The 15,373-nt window shown below is 73.7% G+C and carries 8 protein-coding genes; 5 read left to right on the plus strand and 3 right to left on the minus strand.

The window, feature by feature from the left end; genetic code table 11:
• Positions 1-4 precede the first annotated feature (4 nt).
• Together AB0E77_RS06790 and AB0E77_RS06795 are read left to right on the plus strand one after the other, a co-directional pair.
• On the plus strand, positions 5-2,722 hold the full coding sequence (locus AB0E77_RS06790; RefSeq protein ID WP_361566530.1) for an SUKH-4 family immunity protein: 2,718 nt from the start codon (positions 5-7) through the stop codon (positions 2,720-2,722).
• Positions 2,723-2,931: 209 nt separating this feature from the next.
• Complete coding sequence (locus tag AB0E77_RS06795) at positions 2,932-3,816, plus strand: cellulose-binding protein (RefSeq protein WP_361566533.1); 885 nt, start codon at positions 2,932-2,934, stop codon at positions 3,814-3,816.
• Positions 3,817-3,849: 33 nt separating this feature from the next.
• Here AB0E77_RS06795 and AB0E77_RS06800 read toward each other — a convergent pair whose 3' ends face one another.
• The 3 genes from AB0E77_RS06800 to AB0E77_RS06810 all read right to left on the minus strand — a co-directional run bounded on the left by AB0E77_RS06800 (position 3,850) and on the right by AB0E77_RS06810 (position 7,617).
• Positions 3,850-5,463 carry a cation acetate symporter gene (locus tag AB0E77_RS06800; RefSeq protein WP_361566536.1) on the minus strand — a complete coding sequence of 538 codons (1,614 nt, stop codon included), beginning with the start codon at positions 5,461-5,463 and terminating at the stop codon, positions 3,850-3,852.
• Positions 5,457-5,924: a DUF485 domain-containing protein gene (locus tag AB0E77_RS06805; protein ID WP_361566539.1), complete on the minus strand. Its 468-nt coding sequence runs from the start codon at positions 5,922-5,924 to the stop codon at positions 5,457-5,459. Before AB0E77_RS06805 ends, AB0E77_RS06800 begins: the two co-directional genes overlap by 7 nt.
• A 196-nt stretch (positions 5,925-6,120) precedes the next feature.
• A complete protein-coding gene (locus tag AB0E77_RS06810; protein WP_361566541.1) occupies positions 6,121-7,617 on the minus strand; it encodes an MFS transporter in 1,497 nt (498 codons plus the stop codon).
• A 502-nt stretch (positions 7,618-8,119) separates the two neighbouring features.
• Between AB0E77_RS06810 and AB0E77_RS06815 the strand changes: the two genes are divergently transcribed.
• The 3 genes from AB0E77_RS06815 (at position 8,120) to mfd (ending at position 15,315) form a co-directional block, all read left to right on the plus strand.
• Positions 8,120-8,908, plus strand: a complete 789-nt coding sequence (locus AB0E77_RS06815) for an ABC transporter ATP-binding protein (RefSeq protein WP_361566544.1) — start codon at positions 8,120-8,122, stop codon at positions 8,906-8,908.
• Complete coding sequence (locus AB0E77_RS06820; RefSeq protein ID WP_361566546.1) at positions 8,905-11,469, plus strand: FtsX-like permease family protein; 2,565 nt, start codon at positions 8,905-8,907, stop codon at positions 11,467-11,469. Before AB0E77_RS06815 ends, AB0E77_RS06820 begins: the two co-directional genes overlap by 4 nt.
• 312 nt (positions 11,470-11,781) lie before the next feature.
• Positions 11,782-15,315, plus strand: a complete 3,534-nt coding sequence (gene mfd / locus AB0E77_RS06825; protein ID WP_361566549.1) for a transcription-repair coupling factor — start codon at positions 11,782-11,784, stop codon at positions 15,313-15,315.
• Positions 15,316-15,373 lie beyond the last annotated feature (58 nt).

Raw genomic sequence — 15,373 nt, forward strand, 5'->3', positions numbered from 1 at the left:
GGCGATGGTGACGTTCGCGCAGGCGCAGGAGCGCGCGGAGGAGTGGATCAACGGCGAGCTGCCGGCCTATCAGCACCGTGAGGTGCGGGTGCGGGAGTTCGGTCTCGGGTTCGTGGTGTGGGCCGAGGACCGTGCGGACGGGCCGCGTTCGGACGGGGGTGCGCAGCGGCTGGTGATCGCGCGGGACAGCGGTGAGGCGACGCTGTGGCCGGCGCTGGCGGTGGGTGAGGTGATCCGCCGCTACGAGGAGGAGTACGGCCGTCCGGACGTGGCGGAGGAGCCGGCGCCGGCCGCTCCGCCGGAGCGGGTGGACCTGAATCAGACGTCGTTCCTGCTGAGTCCGCCGGAGTGGTTGCAGGAGGCCGCGGACAAGCTGGGCATTCCGGATCGGCGGGGGGAGCGGGACGCGGGTGCCGGTGCCGCGCGGGGTGACTCCCGGACCGGGACCGGGAGTGGTGCGGGGGCACTGGCCGAGACGCAGGCCGGGGTGCCGGCCGCTGCGGCCCCCGAGCCCGCCGCGCCCGCCACGCCCGCTGCTTCGTCCGCCGGGGCCGGCGCGGATTCCCGGGGCAGTGGTGCGGCGTGGCCCGCCGCCGGTGACGCCTCCGGGAGCGGTGCGGGTGCCTCCGGTGCGCCGGGTGCGCCCGCCGGGGCGACGCCCTGGGCGGGGACGGACACCAACGCGGACGCCGGTGACGATCGTTCCGTGCCGCTGCCGGAGACGGTGTTCGCGCCGCCGCTGAGCGGTGCCGACGACACGCCGCCGCCCTCGACGACGCCGGACGCCAAGACGGCGCTGATGTCGGGCGGCAGCCAGCTTCCGCCGACGGCGCTCGCACCGGCGATCGGCGGCCCGAACGCACCGGCGGCGCCCGCGGGTCCGGCGACGCCGCCGCCCCCGGCGCCGCACACTCCGGCGCCGGGCTCGCCCCCCGCCGGTGCGCCCGTGCCGGGGGCCGGTGCGAGTACGCCGGCCCGGCCGCTTGCGCCGAACGCCGGGGACATCGCCGACGCCGCGACCAGCAAGGCCGCGCCTCCGCGACGCGGCGGGGGTTCGACCACGCCGCCTCCGCCGGGCGCCCCGGGCGTGCCGGGCGTGCGGCCGGGGAGCACGCCGCCGCCGGGTGCGCCGGCGGGTGGGTATGTGCCGACGCAGTTGGTGTCGTCGCTCGGCCCCGAGGGGCCGGGGGCTCCGGGTGCTCCGGGTGCTCCGGGGGCCCCAAATGCTCCCGCCGCTCCGGCCGGTCCCGCTGCTCCCGCCGGTCCCGCCGCTCCGGCCGGTCCCGCTGCTCCGGGCACGCCGCCGCCTCCGCCGAGCGCGCCCGGCGGGACGCCTCCGGGCGGGATGCACCATGCGGCCACGATGCTGGCCGACCCGGGCCGGACCGGGGGCGGGACACCTCCGCCGCCCGGCGCTCCGGGTGCGCCGGGCGCCCCCGGCGTCCCCGGTGCGGGTGGCGGCCCCGCCACGCCGCCGCCCCCCGCCGCCCCCGGTGCGCAGGGGTCCGCCGGCGGGCCGCGGGGTGCCGTGCACCACGCGGAGACGATGCTGGCCGCGCCCCCGGTGGGCGGCCCCGGCACGCCTCCGCCGCCGTCCGCGCCGGGCGTGCCCGGCCCGCCGCAGCCCCCGGGCGTCCCCGGCGCGGCGCAGCCCATGCCGCCGGGCGCGGTGCCGCCCCCCGGTGCCGTTCCGCCGCCGGGCGCGGTGCCGCCGCCGGCGTACGGCTATCCGCAGCCGCCCGCCGGTCAGCCGACCGTGGGTCCCGGCTACCAGGCCGTGCTGCGCTACCGCGCGCAGGACGGCTCCGAGCAGCAGCTGATCCGGCGTTCGGCGCCGGGCACGCCGCACCCGGAGTGGCAGATCTTCCACGAGCTGCGGGCCATGAACGTGCCGCCGGACCAGGTGCTCGAGCTGCACACCGAGCTGGAGTCGTGCGAGCTGCCCGGCGCCTACTGCGCGCGGATGATCCGCGAGCAGTGGCCGCAGGCGCGGATCACCTCGATCGCGCCGTACGGCCTGGACCACGCGAGCCGGCAGCAGGGCATGCGGCAACTGCTCGCGCACCAGGGCGAGCTGCACCAGGTGGCCGACGGTCCGGCGCGTCCGGCGCCGGTGCGGGCGCCGCTGCCGCCGGTGCAGCCGGCGCCGCCGGTCCCGCCGGAGGCGATCGGGCAGGAGCTCGCGGCGGCGTTCGGGCCGGGTGTCTTCCGGTTCGAGCAGGCCGCGGTGTCCCGGCAGGGTGTGCCGCCGGTCGTGGCGCACACGCTGGTGGCGGCGGGCCTGCCGATGGACATGGGCCCCTTCTTCTGGGCGCAGGCCCAGCCGGGCCGTCCGGTGCCGACGCTGGCGGAGCTGGCGGCCGAGCGGGGGGTGCAGCCGGCCTCGGACGCGGGCTCGTACCTCGTCGTCGGCAGCGACTTCGGCCGGGCGCTCTGCGTGCAGTACGGCACGGCGAACATCGTGGCGGTGCCGGTGGAGGCGGGGCCGGGCGGTGCGCCCGTGCCGCCGCAGTTCGTGAACACGGGGCTGCCGGAGTTCGCGCGCTGCCTGGCGCTGCTGGGCCGGATGTGGCGGCTCAGGTTCGGTCTGAACCAGGAGCAGGCGGGCCGGTGGACGGTGGACTTCCAGGCGCAGCTGGCCGCGATCGACCCGGCGGCGCTCGGGTCGGCGGAGAGCTGGTGGTCGGTGCTGCTCGAGCAGATGTGGGACGGGCTGCTGTGAGGCGGCGCCGCTGACGCGGACCGACGGGCCGGTCCGGTCGCCCCCAGGGGTGCCGGGCCGGCCCGTCGGCGTCTCCGCGCCGGGCTCGCGCCGGGACTGCTGTCTGCTTCGCGCGGAGTGTCGCGTTATGAGTGTTTACGTCTGATCCGTAAAGATGTCCGGACATCGCGGAAGTCTGTCAGTGGATCGGGCGAAACAGGGGTTCCGGCATGAGCAGCGCATCGGTGTCGCCGCACGGTTTCGTGACCGTACGAGGGCGCGGTTACCGTCCCGAACAGGTCGACGCGTGTGCCGAGGCCCTGTCGCGGGAGCGTGACGCCGCCTGGGAGCGGGCCGCCCGGCTCACCGTGCTGGCCCGCGAGATGGGCACCGGGCTGGACCGGCTGCGGGAGACGGTGGCCGGACTCGCCCCGCAGGATTACGCGTCGCTCGGCGAACGGGCGCACCGCCTCTTCCGGCTCGGGCAGGAGGAGGCCGACGCCGTACGGGAGGGCGGACGGCGCGGGGCGCAGGAGCTGGTGGACCGGGCACGGGCCGCCGCGGCCGAGGTCCGGGAGTGCGCGCGGGCGCACGCCGACGCCGTACGGGCGGAGGCCGACGCCTGGGCCCGGGAGCGGCTGCTGGCCGCGCGGGCGGAGGCCGACGAGGTGCGGATCGCGGCCCGGCGCGAGGTACGGGCGGGGCGGCGCGCGGCGCTGGCCGCGGTGCGGGAGGCGCGGCGGCGCAGCTCCGCGCTGCTCGACGAGCAGGCGGCCGGGCAGGCGGCACGGTGGGCGGAGGCCGAGCGGGAGGCGGCCGGTTGCGCGGCCGCCCTGGACGCCCACCACGAGGAGCTGATCGCGCGCGCCGAGCGGGCGCTGGCCGAGGCGGGGCGCGCCCTGGCCGAGGCGGAGGAGTCGGCCGGGCGCCGGCAGGAGGAGGCGCGCACCCAGGCCGCGGAGGCGCTCGCGGCGGCGCGGGCACGGGCGGAGCGGATCGCCCGGGAGACGGAGCGGGTGCTGCGCGAGCACGGGGAGCGCTGGGACGAGGTCCAGGACCAGATCAGCTCCTCCCGCGGCCGCCTGGGCACGCTGACGGGCCGCGGGGTGGAGTGACGTCCCGTCGGCGGCGCCGGCGCGTGCCCGGTGTCAGTCGCCCCTGCGCACCGCCCCCGCGAGGAGCCCCGCCTCCAGGGCCTCGTACCGGCGGCGCTGCTCGTCGGTCCTGTCCCGGCCCGAGACCACCGTGCCGAGCCAGCCGAAGGCGAAGCCGGCCGGGATGGAGACCAGCCCGGTGGTGGTGAACGGGAACCAGTTGAAGTCGGCGTCCGGGAAGGCGGCCACCGGGGTGCCGGAGACCAGGCTGGTGCCCGGCATCAGCACCAGGACCGCGACGGTGCCGCCGATCAGCGTCCACAGCAGGCCCGTGCGGGTGTAGCGGCGCCAGAAGAGGCTGTAGACCAGGGCTGGGCACAGGGCGGACGCGCCCAGGCAGAAGGACAGGGTGGCCAGCGGCTGCAGGCTGCGGTGCTGCACCAGGGTCGCCAGCGCGATCGCGGGCACGCCCACCGCCAGGGCGGACAGCCGGGCCAGGGTCATCTCGCGGCGCGGCGTCAGCTCACGGCGCCGGGTGGCGAACACGTCGTGGGCCAGGGAGTTGGCGCAGGCGAGGATCATGCCGGCGACGGAGGCGAGCAGGGTGAGGAACAGGGCGGTGCTGACGGTGGTGAAGAGCAGGGTCTCCACCATGGTCACGTCCGTGCCGAAGGCGGCCCGTGAGCCCAGCAGGTAGGCGGTGTTGCCGGCCGCGTCGATCCGTGCGACCGTCTCGCGGCCGACCAGCGCCGTGGCGCCGAGGCCGACGACGGTGACGACCAGCACGAACAGCGCCACCAGCGACACCGCCCAGGACATCGACCGGCGCACCTGGCGGGCGCTGGATGCGGTGTACATGCGCATCGTGACGTGCGGCAGGCAGGCGCCGCCGAGGACCACGGCCAGGTGGGCGGAGACCATGTCGAGGCCGGGGTGGGGTCCGGCGGTGTACTGCAGACCGGGGTGCAGGAAGGCGGGGCCGGCACCGCTGTTCCGGGCGGCGGCGTCGAAGAGGGCGCCCGGGTTCCAGTCGAAGCGGTCGAGGAGGAGCACGGTGACCACCGCGCCGGATCCGAGCAGCATCACGATCTTCAGGATCTGGATGAGGGCGGTGCCCTTCATCCCGCCGATCGCCGCGTAACTGATCATCAGCGCGCCCACGCCGACGATGCAGCCCGTCTGCACCGACTCGCTGGTGAACCCCAGCAGGAACGACAGCAGTTGCCCGGTGCCGGCCAGCTGCACCAGCATCATCGGCAGCAGCGCGGCGATGGTCACCACGCAGGCCGCGACGCGCACGCTGCGCGCCGGGGTGCGGCGGGACAGCGCGTCGCCCATGGTGAACCGGCCCGCATTGCGCAGCGGTTCGGCCATCAGGAACATGAGCAGCAGCAGGGACAGCGCGGTGCTCAGCGCGAGCACGACGCCGTCGTAGCCGAACAGGGCGATCACGCCGCTCGTGCCGAGGACGGTCGCCGCGGAGATGTAGTCGCCCGCGATGGCCAGGCCGTTGCGCATCGGCGACAGGGACCCGTAGCCGGTGTAGAACTCGTCCAGGTCGTCCCGGTCCGGGCCGGTCATCACGCACAGCAGCAGCGTGACCGTGGCGATGGCGGTGAAGGCGACCAGGGCCATCGCCTGGGCGTTGTCGTCGAATCCGGTCACCATGCCCCCTCCCGCCCGGAGTTCGCCGCGCTGTCGCGGCGGATGCGGTCGGCGAGCGGGTCCACGGTGCGGCGCGCGGTGTGCTCGTAGAGGGCGATCGCCAGCCAGGTGACGGGGAGTTGGAGCAGGGCGAGCAGCAGGCCCAGGGGCAGTCCTCCGGTGACCTCGCCGGTGAGGGACGACGGGGCGAACGCCGACAGGAGGAGGAACAGCAGGAAGTAGCCGAGCGCGGCGAAGGTGGCCGTGCGCCGTTGCCGGCGGTACGCGCCGCGCAGGACGCGCAGGTCGCTGTGGTGCCCGGCCGGCTGCCGGGAGCGGACCGCGTACGCCGGGGCGGTGCCGTACGGCGCGGCGGCGTCGTGAGCGGGGGGCGTGCCGTGGGACGCGGCGGGGTGGTACGCCGGGGAGGGCTCGTAGGGCGGTGGCGCGCCGTGCCGTGGTGGTGGGTACGGGTCGAAGGACATCCCGGTGCTCCTTGCGCGGCTGGGGTCCGCGGGCGGACCGCAGGGAGGTGGGGGGTGGAGGGCCACGCACGTTACTCGCCGGTTCGCCGTCGCGGGACCCTTTCGGCGAACTGAGCGGTCGGTATGCCGTGACCTCGGGTGCGCGGCCCACCGTCGCGCCGCTCGCGCAGGGCACCGGCACAACCGTCCCGCCCGGTCAGTCCTTCAGCACCGGGAACCTCCGCGGCGCCACCACCAGCAGCACCACGAAGGCGAGGGCGGCCGCGCCCGCCGCGCCCAGGTAGACCGCGTGGACGGCCTCGGCGATCGCGCGGCGTACGGGTTGGGCGGGGGCGCCCGTGTCCAGTGCCCGGGTCACCGAGTCGAGGTCGCTCGCGCCGCCGAGCCGCGCGGCCAGCACGCCGTTGGCGATCGCGCCGAAGACGGCCGCGCCGACGGTCTGCCCGGTCTGGCGGCAGAAGAGGACGGACGCGGTCGCCGTGCCGCGCTCCGACCAGCCCACCGTCGACTGGACGCCGACGATGAGCGGGAGCTGGAACAGGCCGAGCGCGGCGCCGAGCAGCAGCATCAGCAGCATCGGCTGCCAGGCCTCGCCCGGGTAGGGCAGGAAGGGGAAGGCGAGCAGGATCAGGGACGCGGCGCCGATGCCCAGCATCGCCGTGTTGCGAAAGCCGATCCTGCGGTACACGTGCTGGCTCAGCGCCGCCGACACGGGCCAGGTCAGCGTCCACACGGACAGCACGAAACCGGCGGCCACGGGGGCCAGGCCCAGCACCGACTGGGCGTAGGTGGGCAGGAACACGGTCGGGGCGACCATCAGCAGGCCCAGCGCGCCGAGCGCGAGGTTCACCGCGGCGATCGTCCGGCGCCGCCACACCCAGCCGGGGATGATCGGCTCCGCCGCCCGGCGTTCGATCACCACCACGGCCGCCAGCAGCACGAGCCCCGTCCCGAACAGGGCGAGGGAGGGCGGCGACAGCCACGGCCAGGCCACGCCGCCCTGCACCAGGGCGGTGAGCAGCACGCCGCCGCAGGCGAACACGGCCAGGGCGCCCGCCCAGTCGACCCGGGGGCGCGCACCGGACGCCTCCCGCGGCGGCTCGTGCAGGTGGCGGACGATCAGCCACAGGGCGAGGGCGCCGATCGGCAGGTTGACGAGGAAGATCCAGCGCCAGTCGGCGTAGGCGGCCAGCACGCCGCCCAGGCCGGGCCCCGCGATCGCCGACACCGCCCACACGGTGGACAGCCGGGCCTGGATCCTCGGCCGTTCCTTCAGCGGGTACAGGTCGGCGGCGAGGGTCTGCACCGTGCCCTGCAGGGCGCCGCCGCCCAGGCCCTGTACGACCCGGAAGGCGATCAGGGCGGCCATGTTCCACGCGAGCGCGCACAGCAGGGAGCCGAGCAGGAAGAGGGCCGCGCCCACGACCAGCACCGGTTTGCGGCCGAAGGTGTCGGAGAGCTTGCCGTAGACGGGGAGGGTGACGGTGACGGCCAGCAGATAGCCGGAGAAGAGCCACGAGAAGAGGGAGAAGCCGCCCAGGTCGCCGACGATCTGCGGGACGGCGGTGGAGACGATGGTCGAGTCCAGGGCGGCCAGGGCCATCGCGAGCATCAACGCGGCGACGACCGCGCCGCGCCGGTCCGTGCCGCCGCCGGACGCGGTCTCGCGTACCGCGGGTCTGGTACCGCCCACCCCGGGTCCTCCCTCGTGTCCACCCGGGGACCCTGATGTGTGCCCCGTGCATCGACCTGCCGGGCTCAGCCTGCCACTTGAGCCTCACGTTGCGGGAGGGTGGAGGCTGGGTGCGTCCACGGGCTGAGACTTACCCCTAGGAGAACTCCACCGACGGGTGGACAGCCCCTAGGGGTACCTCCGTACTACGGCCCGGGGAGGGTTCGTACCGACGGAGGACGAGACAGCCCCCGGCCGGTCCTTAATCTGGCTTTACGCCGCTGGGGGGCGGCGAACCGGACCAGTGGGGGTGGGGTTTTCCCCAGCGAAAGAGTGCGCTGAGCACCAGCGCGCCCGGCCCCTGGTTCCGGCCAGACTCTTCGACGTAGGACGCGGCGGGCGCACCCGGCACCACCCACCGACGCGGCAGCACCGACGCGGCACCACGGACACACGGCATTTCAGCGGTACCCGTACCGCCGGCACCGACGGCTCACCCGATGACCGACATAGGAGACTTGACATGACATCGGCCGTAACCACTCCCCTGCACGGGAGCACCGGAGGGCGTACAGCCGTTGCCGCGCGGGCACGGCAGGTCGTCAAGGCCTACGGCAGCGGGGAGACCCGGGTGGTCGCCCTCGACCATGTGGACGTGGACATCGCCCGCGGTCAGTTCACCGCGATCATGGGGCCGTCGGGCTCCGGCAAGTCGACGCTGATGCACTGCCTGGCCGGTCTCGACACCGTCACCGGCGGACAGATCTACCTGGACGAGACCGAGATCACCGGTCTCAAGGACAAGAAGCTCACCCAACTGCGCCGGGACCGCATCGGGTTCATCTTCCAGGCGTTCAACCTGCTGCCGACGCTGAACGCCCTGGAGAACATCACGCTGCCCATGGACATCGCCGGCCGCAAGCCCGACAGGGCCTGGCTGGACCGGGTCGTGGAGACGGTGGGCCTGGCCGGCCGGCTCAAGCACCGCCCGACCCAGCTCTCCGGCGGCCAGCAGCAGCGCGTCGCCGTCGCCCGGGCTCTCGCCGCCCGGCCGGAGATCATCTTCGGTGACGAGCCGACCGGAAACCTCGACTCGCGGGCCGGCGCCGAGGTGCTGGGCTTCCTGCGCCGCTCGGTGGACGAGCTGGGCCAGACCATCGTGATGGTCACCCACGACCCGGTGGCCGCCAGCTACGCGGACCGGGTGCTGTACCTCGCCGACGGCCGGATCGTCGACGAGATGCACCGGCCGACCGCCGAGGCCGTCCTGGACCGCATGAAGGACTTCGACGCCCGGGGGCGCACGTCATGACCGTCGTGAAGACCTCCATGCGCAACTTCTTCGCGCACAAGGGCCGGATGGCGCTCTCGGCGGTGGCGGTGCTGCTGTCGGTGGCGTTCGTGTGCGGCACGCTGGTGTTCACGGACACCATGAACACGACCTTCGACAAGCTGTTCGCGGTCACCTCGTCCGACGTGACGGTCGGCCCGAAGGACGCCAAGGCCGAGGACACACCGCAGAACGGGGTGCCCGAGTCCCTGCCCGCGGCCACGCTGGAGAAGGTCCGCTCGGTCGAGGGCGTCGCCGCCGCCGAGGGCGCGGTCGCCTCGATGAACGTGACCGTCGTCAACAGCGACAACGACAACGTGGGAGCCACCAGCGGCGCCCCGACGATCGCCGGCAACTGGACGAAGAACGACCTCCGGTCGATGGAGATCACCTCCGGGCACGCCCCGCGCGGCCCGACCGAGGCGATGATCGACTCCGACACCGCCGACAAGCACCACCTGAAGATCGGCGACGAGCTGCGCACCATCGCGCAGACCGGCGACTTCAAGGCGCGGATCGTCGGCATCGCCTCCTTCACCGTCACCAACCCCGGCGCGGCCGTCGTCTACTTCGACACCCCGACCGCCCAGCGTGAACTGCTCGGCGCCGAGGGCCGCTTCACCCAGCTCAACCTGACCGCCGCGGCCGGCGTCCCGGACGCGCAGCTCAAGCGACGCGTCGCCGACGCCCTGGGCGGCACCGTCAAGGTGCAGACGGCGAAGGAGACCGCCGACGAGAACCGCGAGGACGTCGGCGAGTTCATGAACGTCATCAAGTACGCCATGCTCGGCTTCGCCGGGATCGCGTTCCTGGTCGGCATCTTCCTGATCATCAACACCTTCTCGATGCTGGTCGCCCAGCGCACCCGCGAGATCGGCCTGATGCGGGCCATCGGCTCCTCCCGGCGGCAGGTCAACCGCTCGGTGCTGGTCGAGGCGCTGTTCCTCGGCGTCGTCGGCTCCGTCCTCGGTGTCGCCGCCGGTGTGGGGATCGCCGTCGGCCTGATGAAGCTGATGTCGGCGGCGGGCATGAACCTGTCCACCGACGACCTGACCGTCAAGACGGCGACGCCCGTGACCGGCCTGGTCCTCGGCGTCGTGGTCACCGTCCTGGCCGCCTATCTGCCGGCCCGCCGTGCCGGCAAGGTCTCCCCGATGGCCGCCCTGCGCGACGCGGGTACGCCGGCCGACGGCAAGGCCGGCCGGCTCCGCGGCCTGATCGGCCTGGTCCTCACCGGCGCCGGTGTCGCCGCCCTGTACGCGGCCGGCACGGCGGACACGGCGAGCGACGGCGCGTCGATGCTGGGCATCGGCATCGTCCTCACCCTGATCGGCTTCGTCGTGATCGGCCCGCTGCTGGCCGGCGCGGTCGTGCGGGTGATCAGCGCGGTGCTGCTGCGGGCCTTCGGCCCCGTCGGCCGCATGGCCGAGCGCAACGCCCTGCGCAACCCGCGCCGCACCGGCGCCACGGGCGCCGCCCTGATGATCGGCCTGGCCCTGGTGGCCTGCCTGTCGGTGGTCGGCTCCTCGATGGTCGCCTCGGCGACGAGCGAGCTGGACAAGACGGTCGGCGCGGACTTCATCGTCGAGGGCAACCAGCGGATCGTGCCGCAGGCCGAGAAGAAGATGCAGGCCACGCCCGGCCTGGAGCACGTCACCCGCTACAAGGTGCTCGACGCGACGCTGACCTCTCCCGACGGCAAGAAGGACGACGACGGCCTGACCGCCGCCGACCCGACGTACGCGAAGGACGTGCGCCGCGAGACCACCGCCGGCGACCTGGACGCCGCCTACGGCGCCGACGCGATGTCGGTCGGCTCCGACTACGCCGAGAAGCACGGCGTGCACGTCGGCGACACCATCTCGGTCGCCTTCAAGGGCGGCGAGACGGCGAGGCTGAAGGTCGCCGCCATCACGAGCGACGACGTGGCGATCGACCAGGGCGCCCGGTACATCAGCATCGACACGATGAAGAAGTACCTGCCGGCCGACCGCGTCCCGCCGAACATGATCATGTTCGCCAAGGCGAAGGACGGCCAGGAGACCGAGGCGTACGCGGCGCTGAAGAAGTCGCTGGACCAGTACCCGCAGTACCAGGTGCGGGACCAGACCGACTACAAGGAGGAGCTCAAGGACCAGGTCGGCCAGCTGCTGAACATGGTCTACGGCCTGCTCGCCCTCGCGATCATCGTGGCGGTCCTGGGCGTGGTGAACACCCTGGCCCTGTCGGTGGTCGAGCGGACCCGGGAGATCGGTCTGATGCGGGCGATCGGACTCTCCCGCCGCCAGCTGCGCCGGATGATCCGCATGGAGTCGGTGGTCATCGCCCTCTTCGGTGCCCTGCTGGGCCTGGGTCTGGGCATGGGCTGGGGCACGACGGCCCAGAAGCTGCTCGCCCTGGAGGGCCTGAACGTCCTGGACATCCCCTGGCCGACGATCACCGGCGTGTTCATCGGCTCGGCCTTCGTGGGCCTGTTCGCCGCCCTGATCCCGGCGTTCCGCGCGGGCCGCATGAACGTCCTGAACGCCATCGCGACGGAGTAGCACCCCAGAACCACCGCACACGGGGGTTGCGGGGGAGAGGCCCGGCACCGGAGTCCGAGGGGATTCCGGTGCCGGGCTTCCTTTTCGCTCACCTTCCGGCCCACCGAGTCGGGTGGTGGTGGGCGAAGGCCGGGGGTACCAGGGGGCGGAGCCCCCTGGTACCGCGCCACGACGCCGGCGCACCCGTCCACAGACGGGGACGGGTCCACAGCCCCCGCACCCGCCCGCGCAGCGACGTACGCTGGACACCCCCGGCCCGCAGCGCGCGTCGGGCCCGTCGTGTTGAACATCCCCGGACGGAAAGCGCCCCGAATGAGCCTGCACGGTCTGCTCGACGCCGTCGTCAAGGACGCCGCCCTCGCGGAAGCGATCACCGCCGCCGCCGACGGCAACCGCATGCACGTCGACCTGGTCGGTCCCCCCGCGGCCCGCCCCTTCACGGTCGCCGCGCTCGCCCGCGAGACGAACCGCCCCGTCCTGGCGGTCACGGCGACCGGCCGTGAGGCGGAGGACCTGGCGGCGGCCCTGCGCTCCCTCCTGCCGCCCGAGGGCGTCGTGGAGTACCCCTCCTGGGAGACCCTCCCGCACGAGCGGCTCAGCCCGCGCAGCGACACCGTGGGCCGCCGCCTCGCCGTCCTGCGGCGCCTGACCCACCCCCGCCCCGACGACCCGGAGACCGGCCCCGTCTCGGTCGTCGTCGCCCCCGTGCGCTCCGTGCTCCAGCCCCAGGTCAAGGGCCTGGGCGACCTGGAGCCGGTGTCGCTGCGGACCGGCCGGACCGCCGACCTGAACGAGATCGTCGAGGCCCTCGCCGCCGCCGCGTACCAGCGTGTGGAGCTGGTCGAGAAGCGCGGCGAGTTCGCGGTGCGCGGCGGCATCCTCGACGTGTTCCCGCCCACCGAGGAACACCCGCTGCGCGTCGAGTTCTGGGGCGACGACGTCGAGGAGATCCGTTACTTCAAGGTCGCTGACCAGCGCTCCCTGGAGATCGCCGAGCACGGACTGTGGGCCCCGCCCTGCCGCGAGCTGCTGCTGACGCCCGAGGTCCGGGAGCGGGCCGCCGCGCTCGCCGAGGACCACCCCGAGCTGGGTGAACTGCTCGGCAAGATCGCCGAGGGCATCGCCGTGGAGGGCATGGAGTCCCTGGCGCCCGTCCTCGTGGACGACATGGAGCTGCTGCTCGACGTGCTGCCCAAGGGCGCCATGGCGGTCGTCTGCGACCCCGAGCGCGTGCGCACCCGTGCCGCCGACCTGGTCGCCACGTCGCAGGAGTTCCTCCAGGCCTCCTGGGCCGCCACCGCGGGCGGCGGCGAGGCGCCGATCGACGTCGACGCGGCCTCCCTGTGGTCCATCGCGGACGTCCGGGACCGGGCCCGCGAGCTGGACATGATGTGGTGGTCGGTGTCGCCGTTCGCCGCCGACGACGCCCTCGACGAGGCCGACACCCTCAAGCTGGGCATGCGCGCCCCCGAGGCCTACCGGGGCGACACCGCCAGGGCCCTGGCCGACACCAAGGGCTGGCTGTCCGACGGCTGGCGCACGGTCTACCTCACCGAGGGCCACGGCCCGGCGGCCCGCACCGTCGAGGTGCTGGGCGGCGAGGGCGTCCCCGCCCGCCTCGACGGAGACCTGGGCGAACTGTCCCCCTCCGTCGTCCACGTGTCCTGCGGCTCCATCGACCACGGCTTCGTCGATGCGGCGCTCAAGCTCGCGGTACTCACCGAGACCGACCTCACCGGGCAGAAGGCCGCCGGCCGCGAGGGCGCCCGGATGCCCGCCCGGCGCCGCAAGACCATCGACCCGCTCACTCTGGAGGCGGGCGACTACATCGTCCACGAGCAGCACGGCGTCGGCCGCTACATCGAGATGGTCCAGCGCACCGTCCAGGGCGCCACCCGCGAGTACCTGGTCGTGGAGTACGCCCCCGCCAAGCGCGGCCAGCCCGGCGACCGGCTCTACATCCCCACCGACCAGCTGGAGCAGATCACCAAGTACGTCGGCGGCGAGGCCCCCACCCTGCACCGCCTCGGCGGCGCCGACTGGACCAAGACCAAGGCCCGCGCCAAGAAGGCCGTCAAGGAGATCGCCGCCGACCTGATCAAGCTCTACAGCGCCCGCATGGCGGCACCCGGGCACGCCTTCGGCGCGGACACGCCCTGGCAGCGCGAGCTGGAGGACGCCTTCCCCTACGCGGAGACCCCGGACCAGCTGACCACCATCGCCGAGGTCAAGGAGGACATGGAGAAGACGGTCCCGATGGACCGCCTGATCTGCGGCGACGTCGGCTACGGCAAGACGGAGATCGCGGTCCGCGCCGCCTTCAAGGCCGTCCAGGACGGCAAGCAGGTCGCCGTCCTCGTCCCCACCACCCTGCTGGTGCAGCAGCACTTCGGGACGTTCAGCGAGCGGTACGCGCAGTTCCCGGTGAACGTGAAGGCGCTCTCCCGTTTCCAGACGGACACCGAGGCGAAGGCCACCCTGGAGGGCCTGCGCGAGGGCTCGGTGGACATCGTCATCGGCACCCACCGGCTGTTCTCCTCCGAGACCAAGTTCAAGGACCTGGGCCTCGTCATCGTGGACGAGGAGCAGCGCTTCGGCGTCGAGCACAAGGAGCAGCTGAAGAAGCTGCGCGCGAACGTCGACGTGCTGACCATGTCCGCGACGCCCATCCCGCGCACCCTGGAGATGGCGGTCACCGGCATCCGCGAGATGTCCACGATCACGACCCCGCCCGAGGAGCGCCACCCGGTCCTGACCTTCGTCGGCCCCTACGAGCACAAGCAGATCGGCGCCGCCATCCGCCGTGAGCTGCTGCGCGAGGGCCAGGTCTTCTACATCCACAACCGCGTCGAGTCCATCGACCGCGCGGCGGCCAAGCTCCGCGAGATCGTGCCCGAGGCGCGGATCGCCACCGCCCACGGCCAGATGTCGGAGCAGGCTCTGGAGCAGGTCGTCGTCGACTTCTGGGAGAAGAAGTTCGACGTGCTGGTGTCGACCACGATCGTGGAGTCCGGCATCGACATCTCCAACGCCAACACCCTCATCGTCGAGCGCGGCGACAACTTCGGACTCAGCCAGCTCCACCAGCTGCGCGGCCGGGTCGGCCGTGGCCGCGAGCGCGGTTACGCGTACTTCCTGTACCCGCCGGAGAAGCCCCTGACGGAGACCGCGCACGAGCGGCTCGCGACCATCGCCCAGCACACCGAGATGGGCGCGGGCATGTACGTGGCGATGAAGGACCTGGAGATCCGCGGCGCGGGCAACCTGCTCGGCGGCGAGCAGTCCGGCCACATCGCCGGCGTCGGCTTCGACCTGTACGTCCGCATGGTCGGCGAGGCCGTCGCCGACTACCGGGCCTCCCTGGAGGGCGGTGTCGAGGAGGAGCCGCCGCTCGAGGTCAAGATCGAGCTGCCCGTCGACGCACACGTCCCGCACGACTACGCCCCCGGCGAGCGGCTGAGGCTCCAGGCGTACCGGTCCATCGCCTCCGCCAACAGCGAGGAGGACGTCAAGGCCGTACGCGAGGAACTCGTCGACCGCTACGGCAAGTTGCCGGAACCGGTGGAGAACCTGCTGCTGGTCGCGGGGCTGCGGATGCTGGCGCGGGCCTGCGGGGTCGGCGAGATCGTGCTCCAGGGCAACAACATCCGCTTCGCGCCGGTGGAGCTGCGCGAGTCGCAGGAGCTGCGCCTCAAGCGCCTGTACCCGGGCACGGTCGTCAAGGCGACCGCCCACCAGGTGCTGGTGCCCCGTCCGAAGACCGCGAAGGTGGGCGGCAAGCCGCTCCTCGGCCGCGAACTGCTGGCATGGGTGGGCGAGTTCCTGACCTCGATCCTGGGGTCGTAGCCGCCCCGCTGCCACGGGCGGGCGCAGGAAGCCGCCCACGGGGACTGTGCCCCGTGGG

This window comes from Streptomyces sp. NPDC032940, from assembly GCF_040636935.1.
Taxonomy (GTDB): Bacteria; Actinomycetota; Actinomycetes; order Streptomycetales; family Streptomycetaceae; genus Streptomyces.

Excerpts from the sequence above, each read along its gene's own strand:
- AB0E77_RS06820 (WP_361566546.1), top strand. The coding sequence starts at position 8,905 with ATGACCGTCGTGAAGACCTCCATGCGCAACTTCTTCGCGCACAAGGGC.
- AB0E77_RS06795 (WP_361566533.1), top strand. The coding sequence starts at position 2,932 with ATGAGCAGCGCATCGGTGTCGCCGCACGGTTTCGTGACCGTACGAGGG.
- mfd (WP_361566549.1), top strand. The coding sequence starts at position 11,782 with ATGAGCCTGCACGGTCTGCTCGACGCCGTCGTCAAGGACGCCGCCCTC.
- AB0E77_RS06800 (WP_361566536.1), bottom strand. The coding sequence starts at position 5,463 with ATGGTGACCGGATTCGACGACAACGCCCAGGCGATGGCCCTGGTCGCC.
- AB0E77_RS06805 (WP_361566539.1), bottom strand. The coding sequence starts at position 5,924 with ATGTCCTTCGACCCGTACCCACCACCACGGCACGGCGCGCCACCGCCC.
- AB0E77_RS06815 (WP_361566544.1), top strand. The coding sequence starts at position 8,120 with ATGACATCGGCCGTAACCACTCCCCTGCACGGGAGCACCGGAGGGCGT.
- AB0E77_RS06790 (WP_361566530.1), top strand. The coding sequence starts at position 5 with ATGGTGACGTTCGCGCAGGCGCAGGAGCGCGCGGAGGAGTGGATCAAC.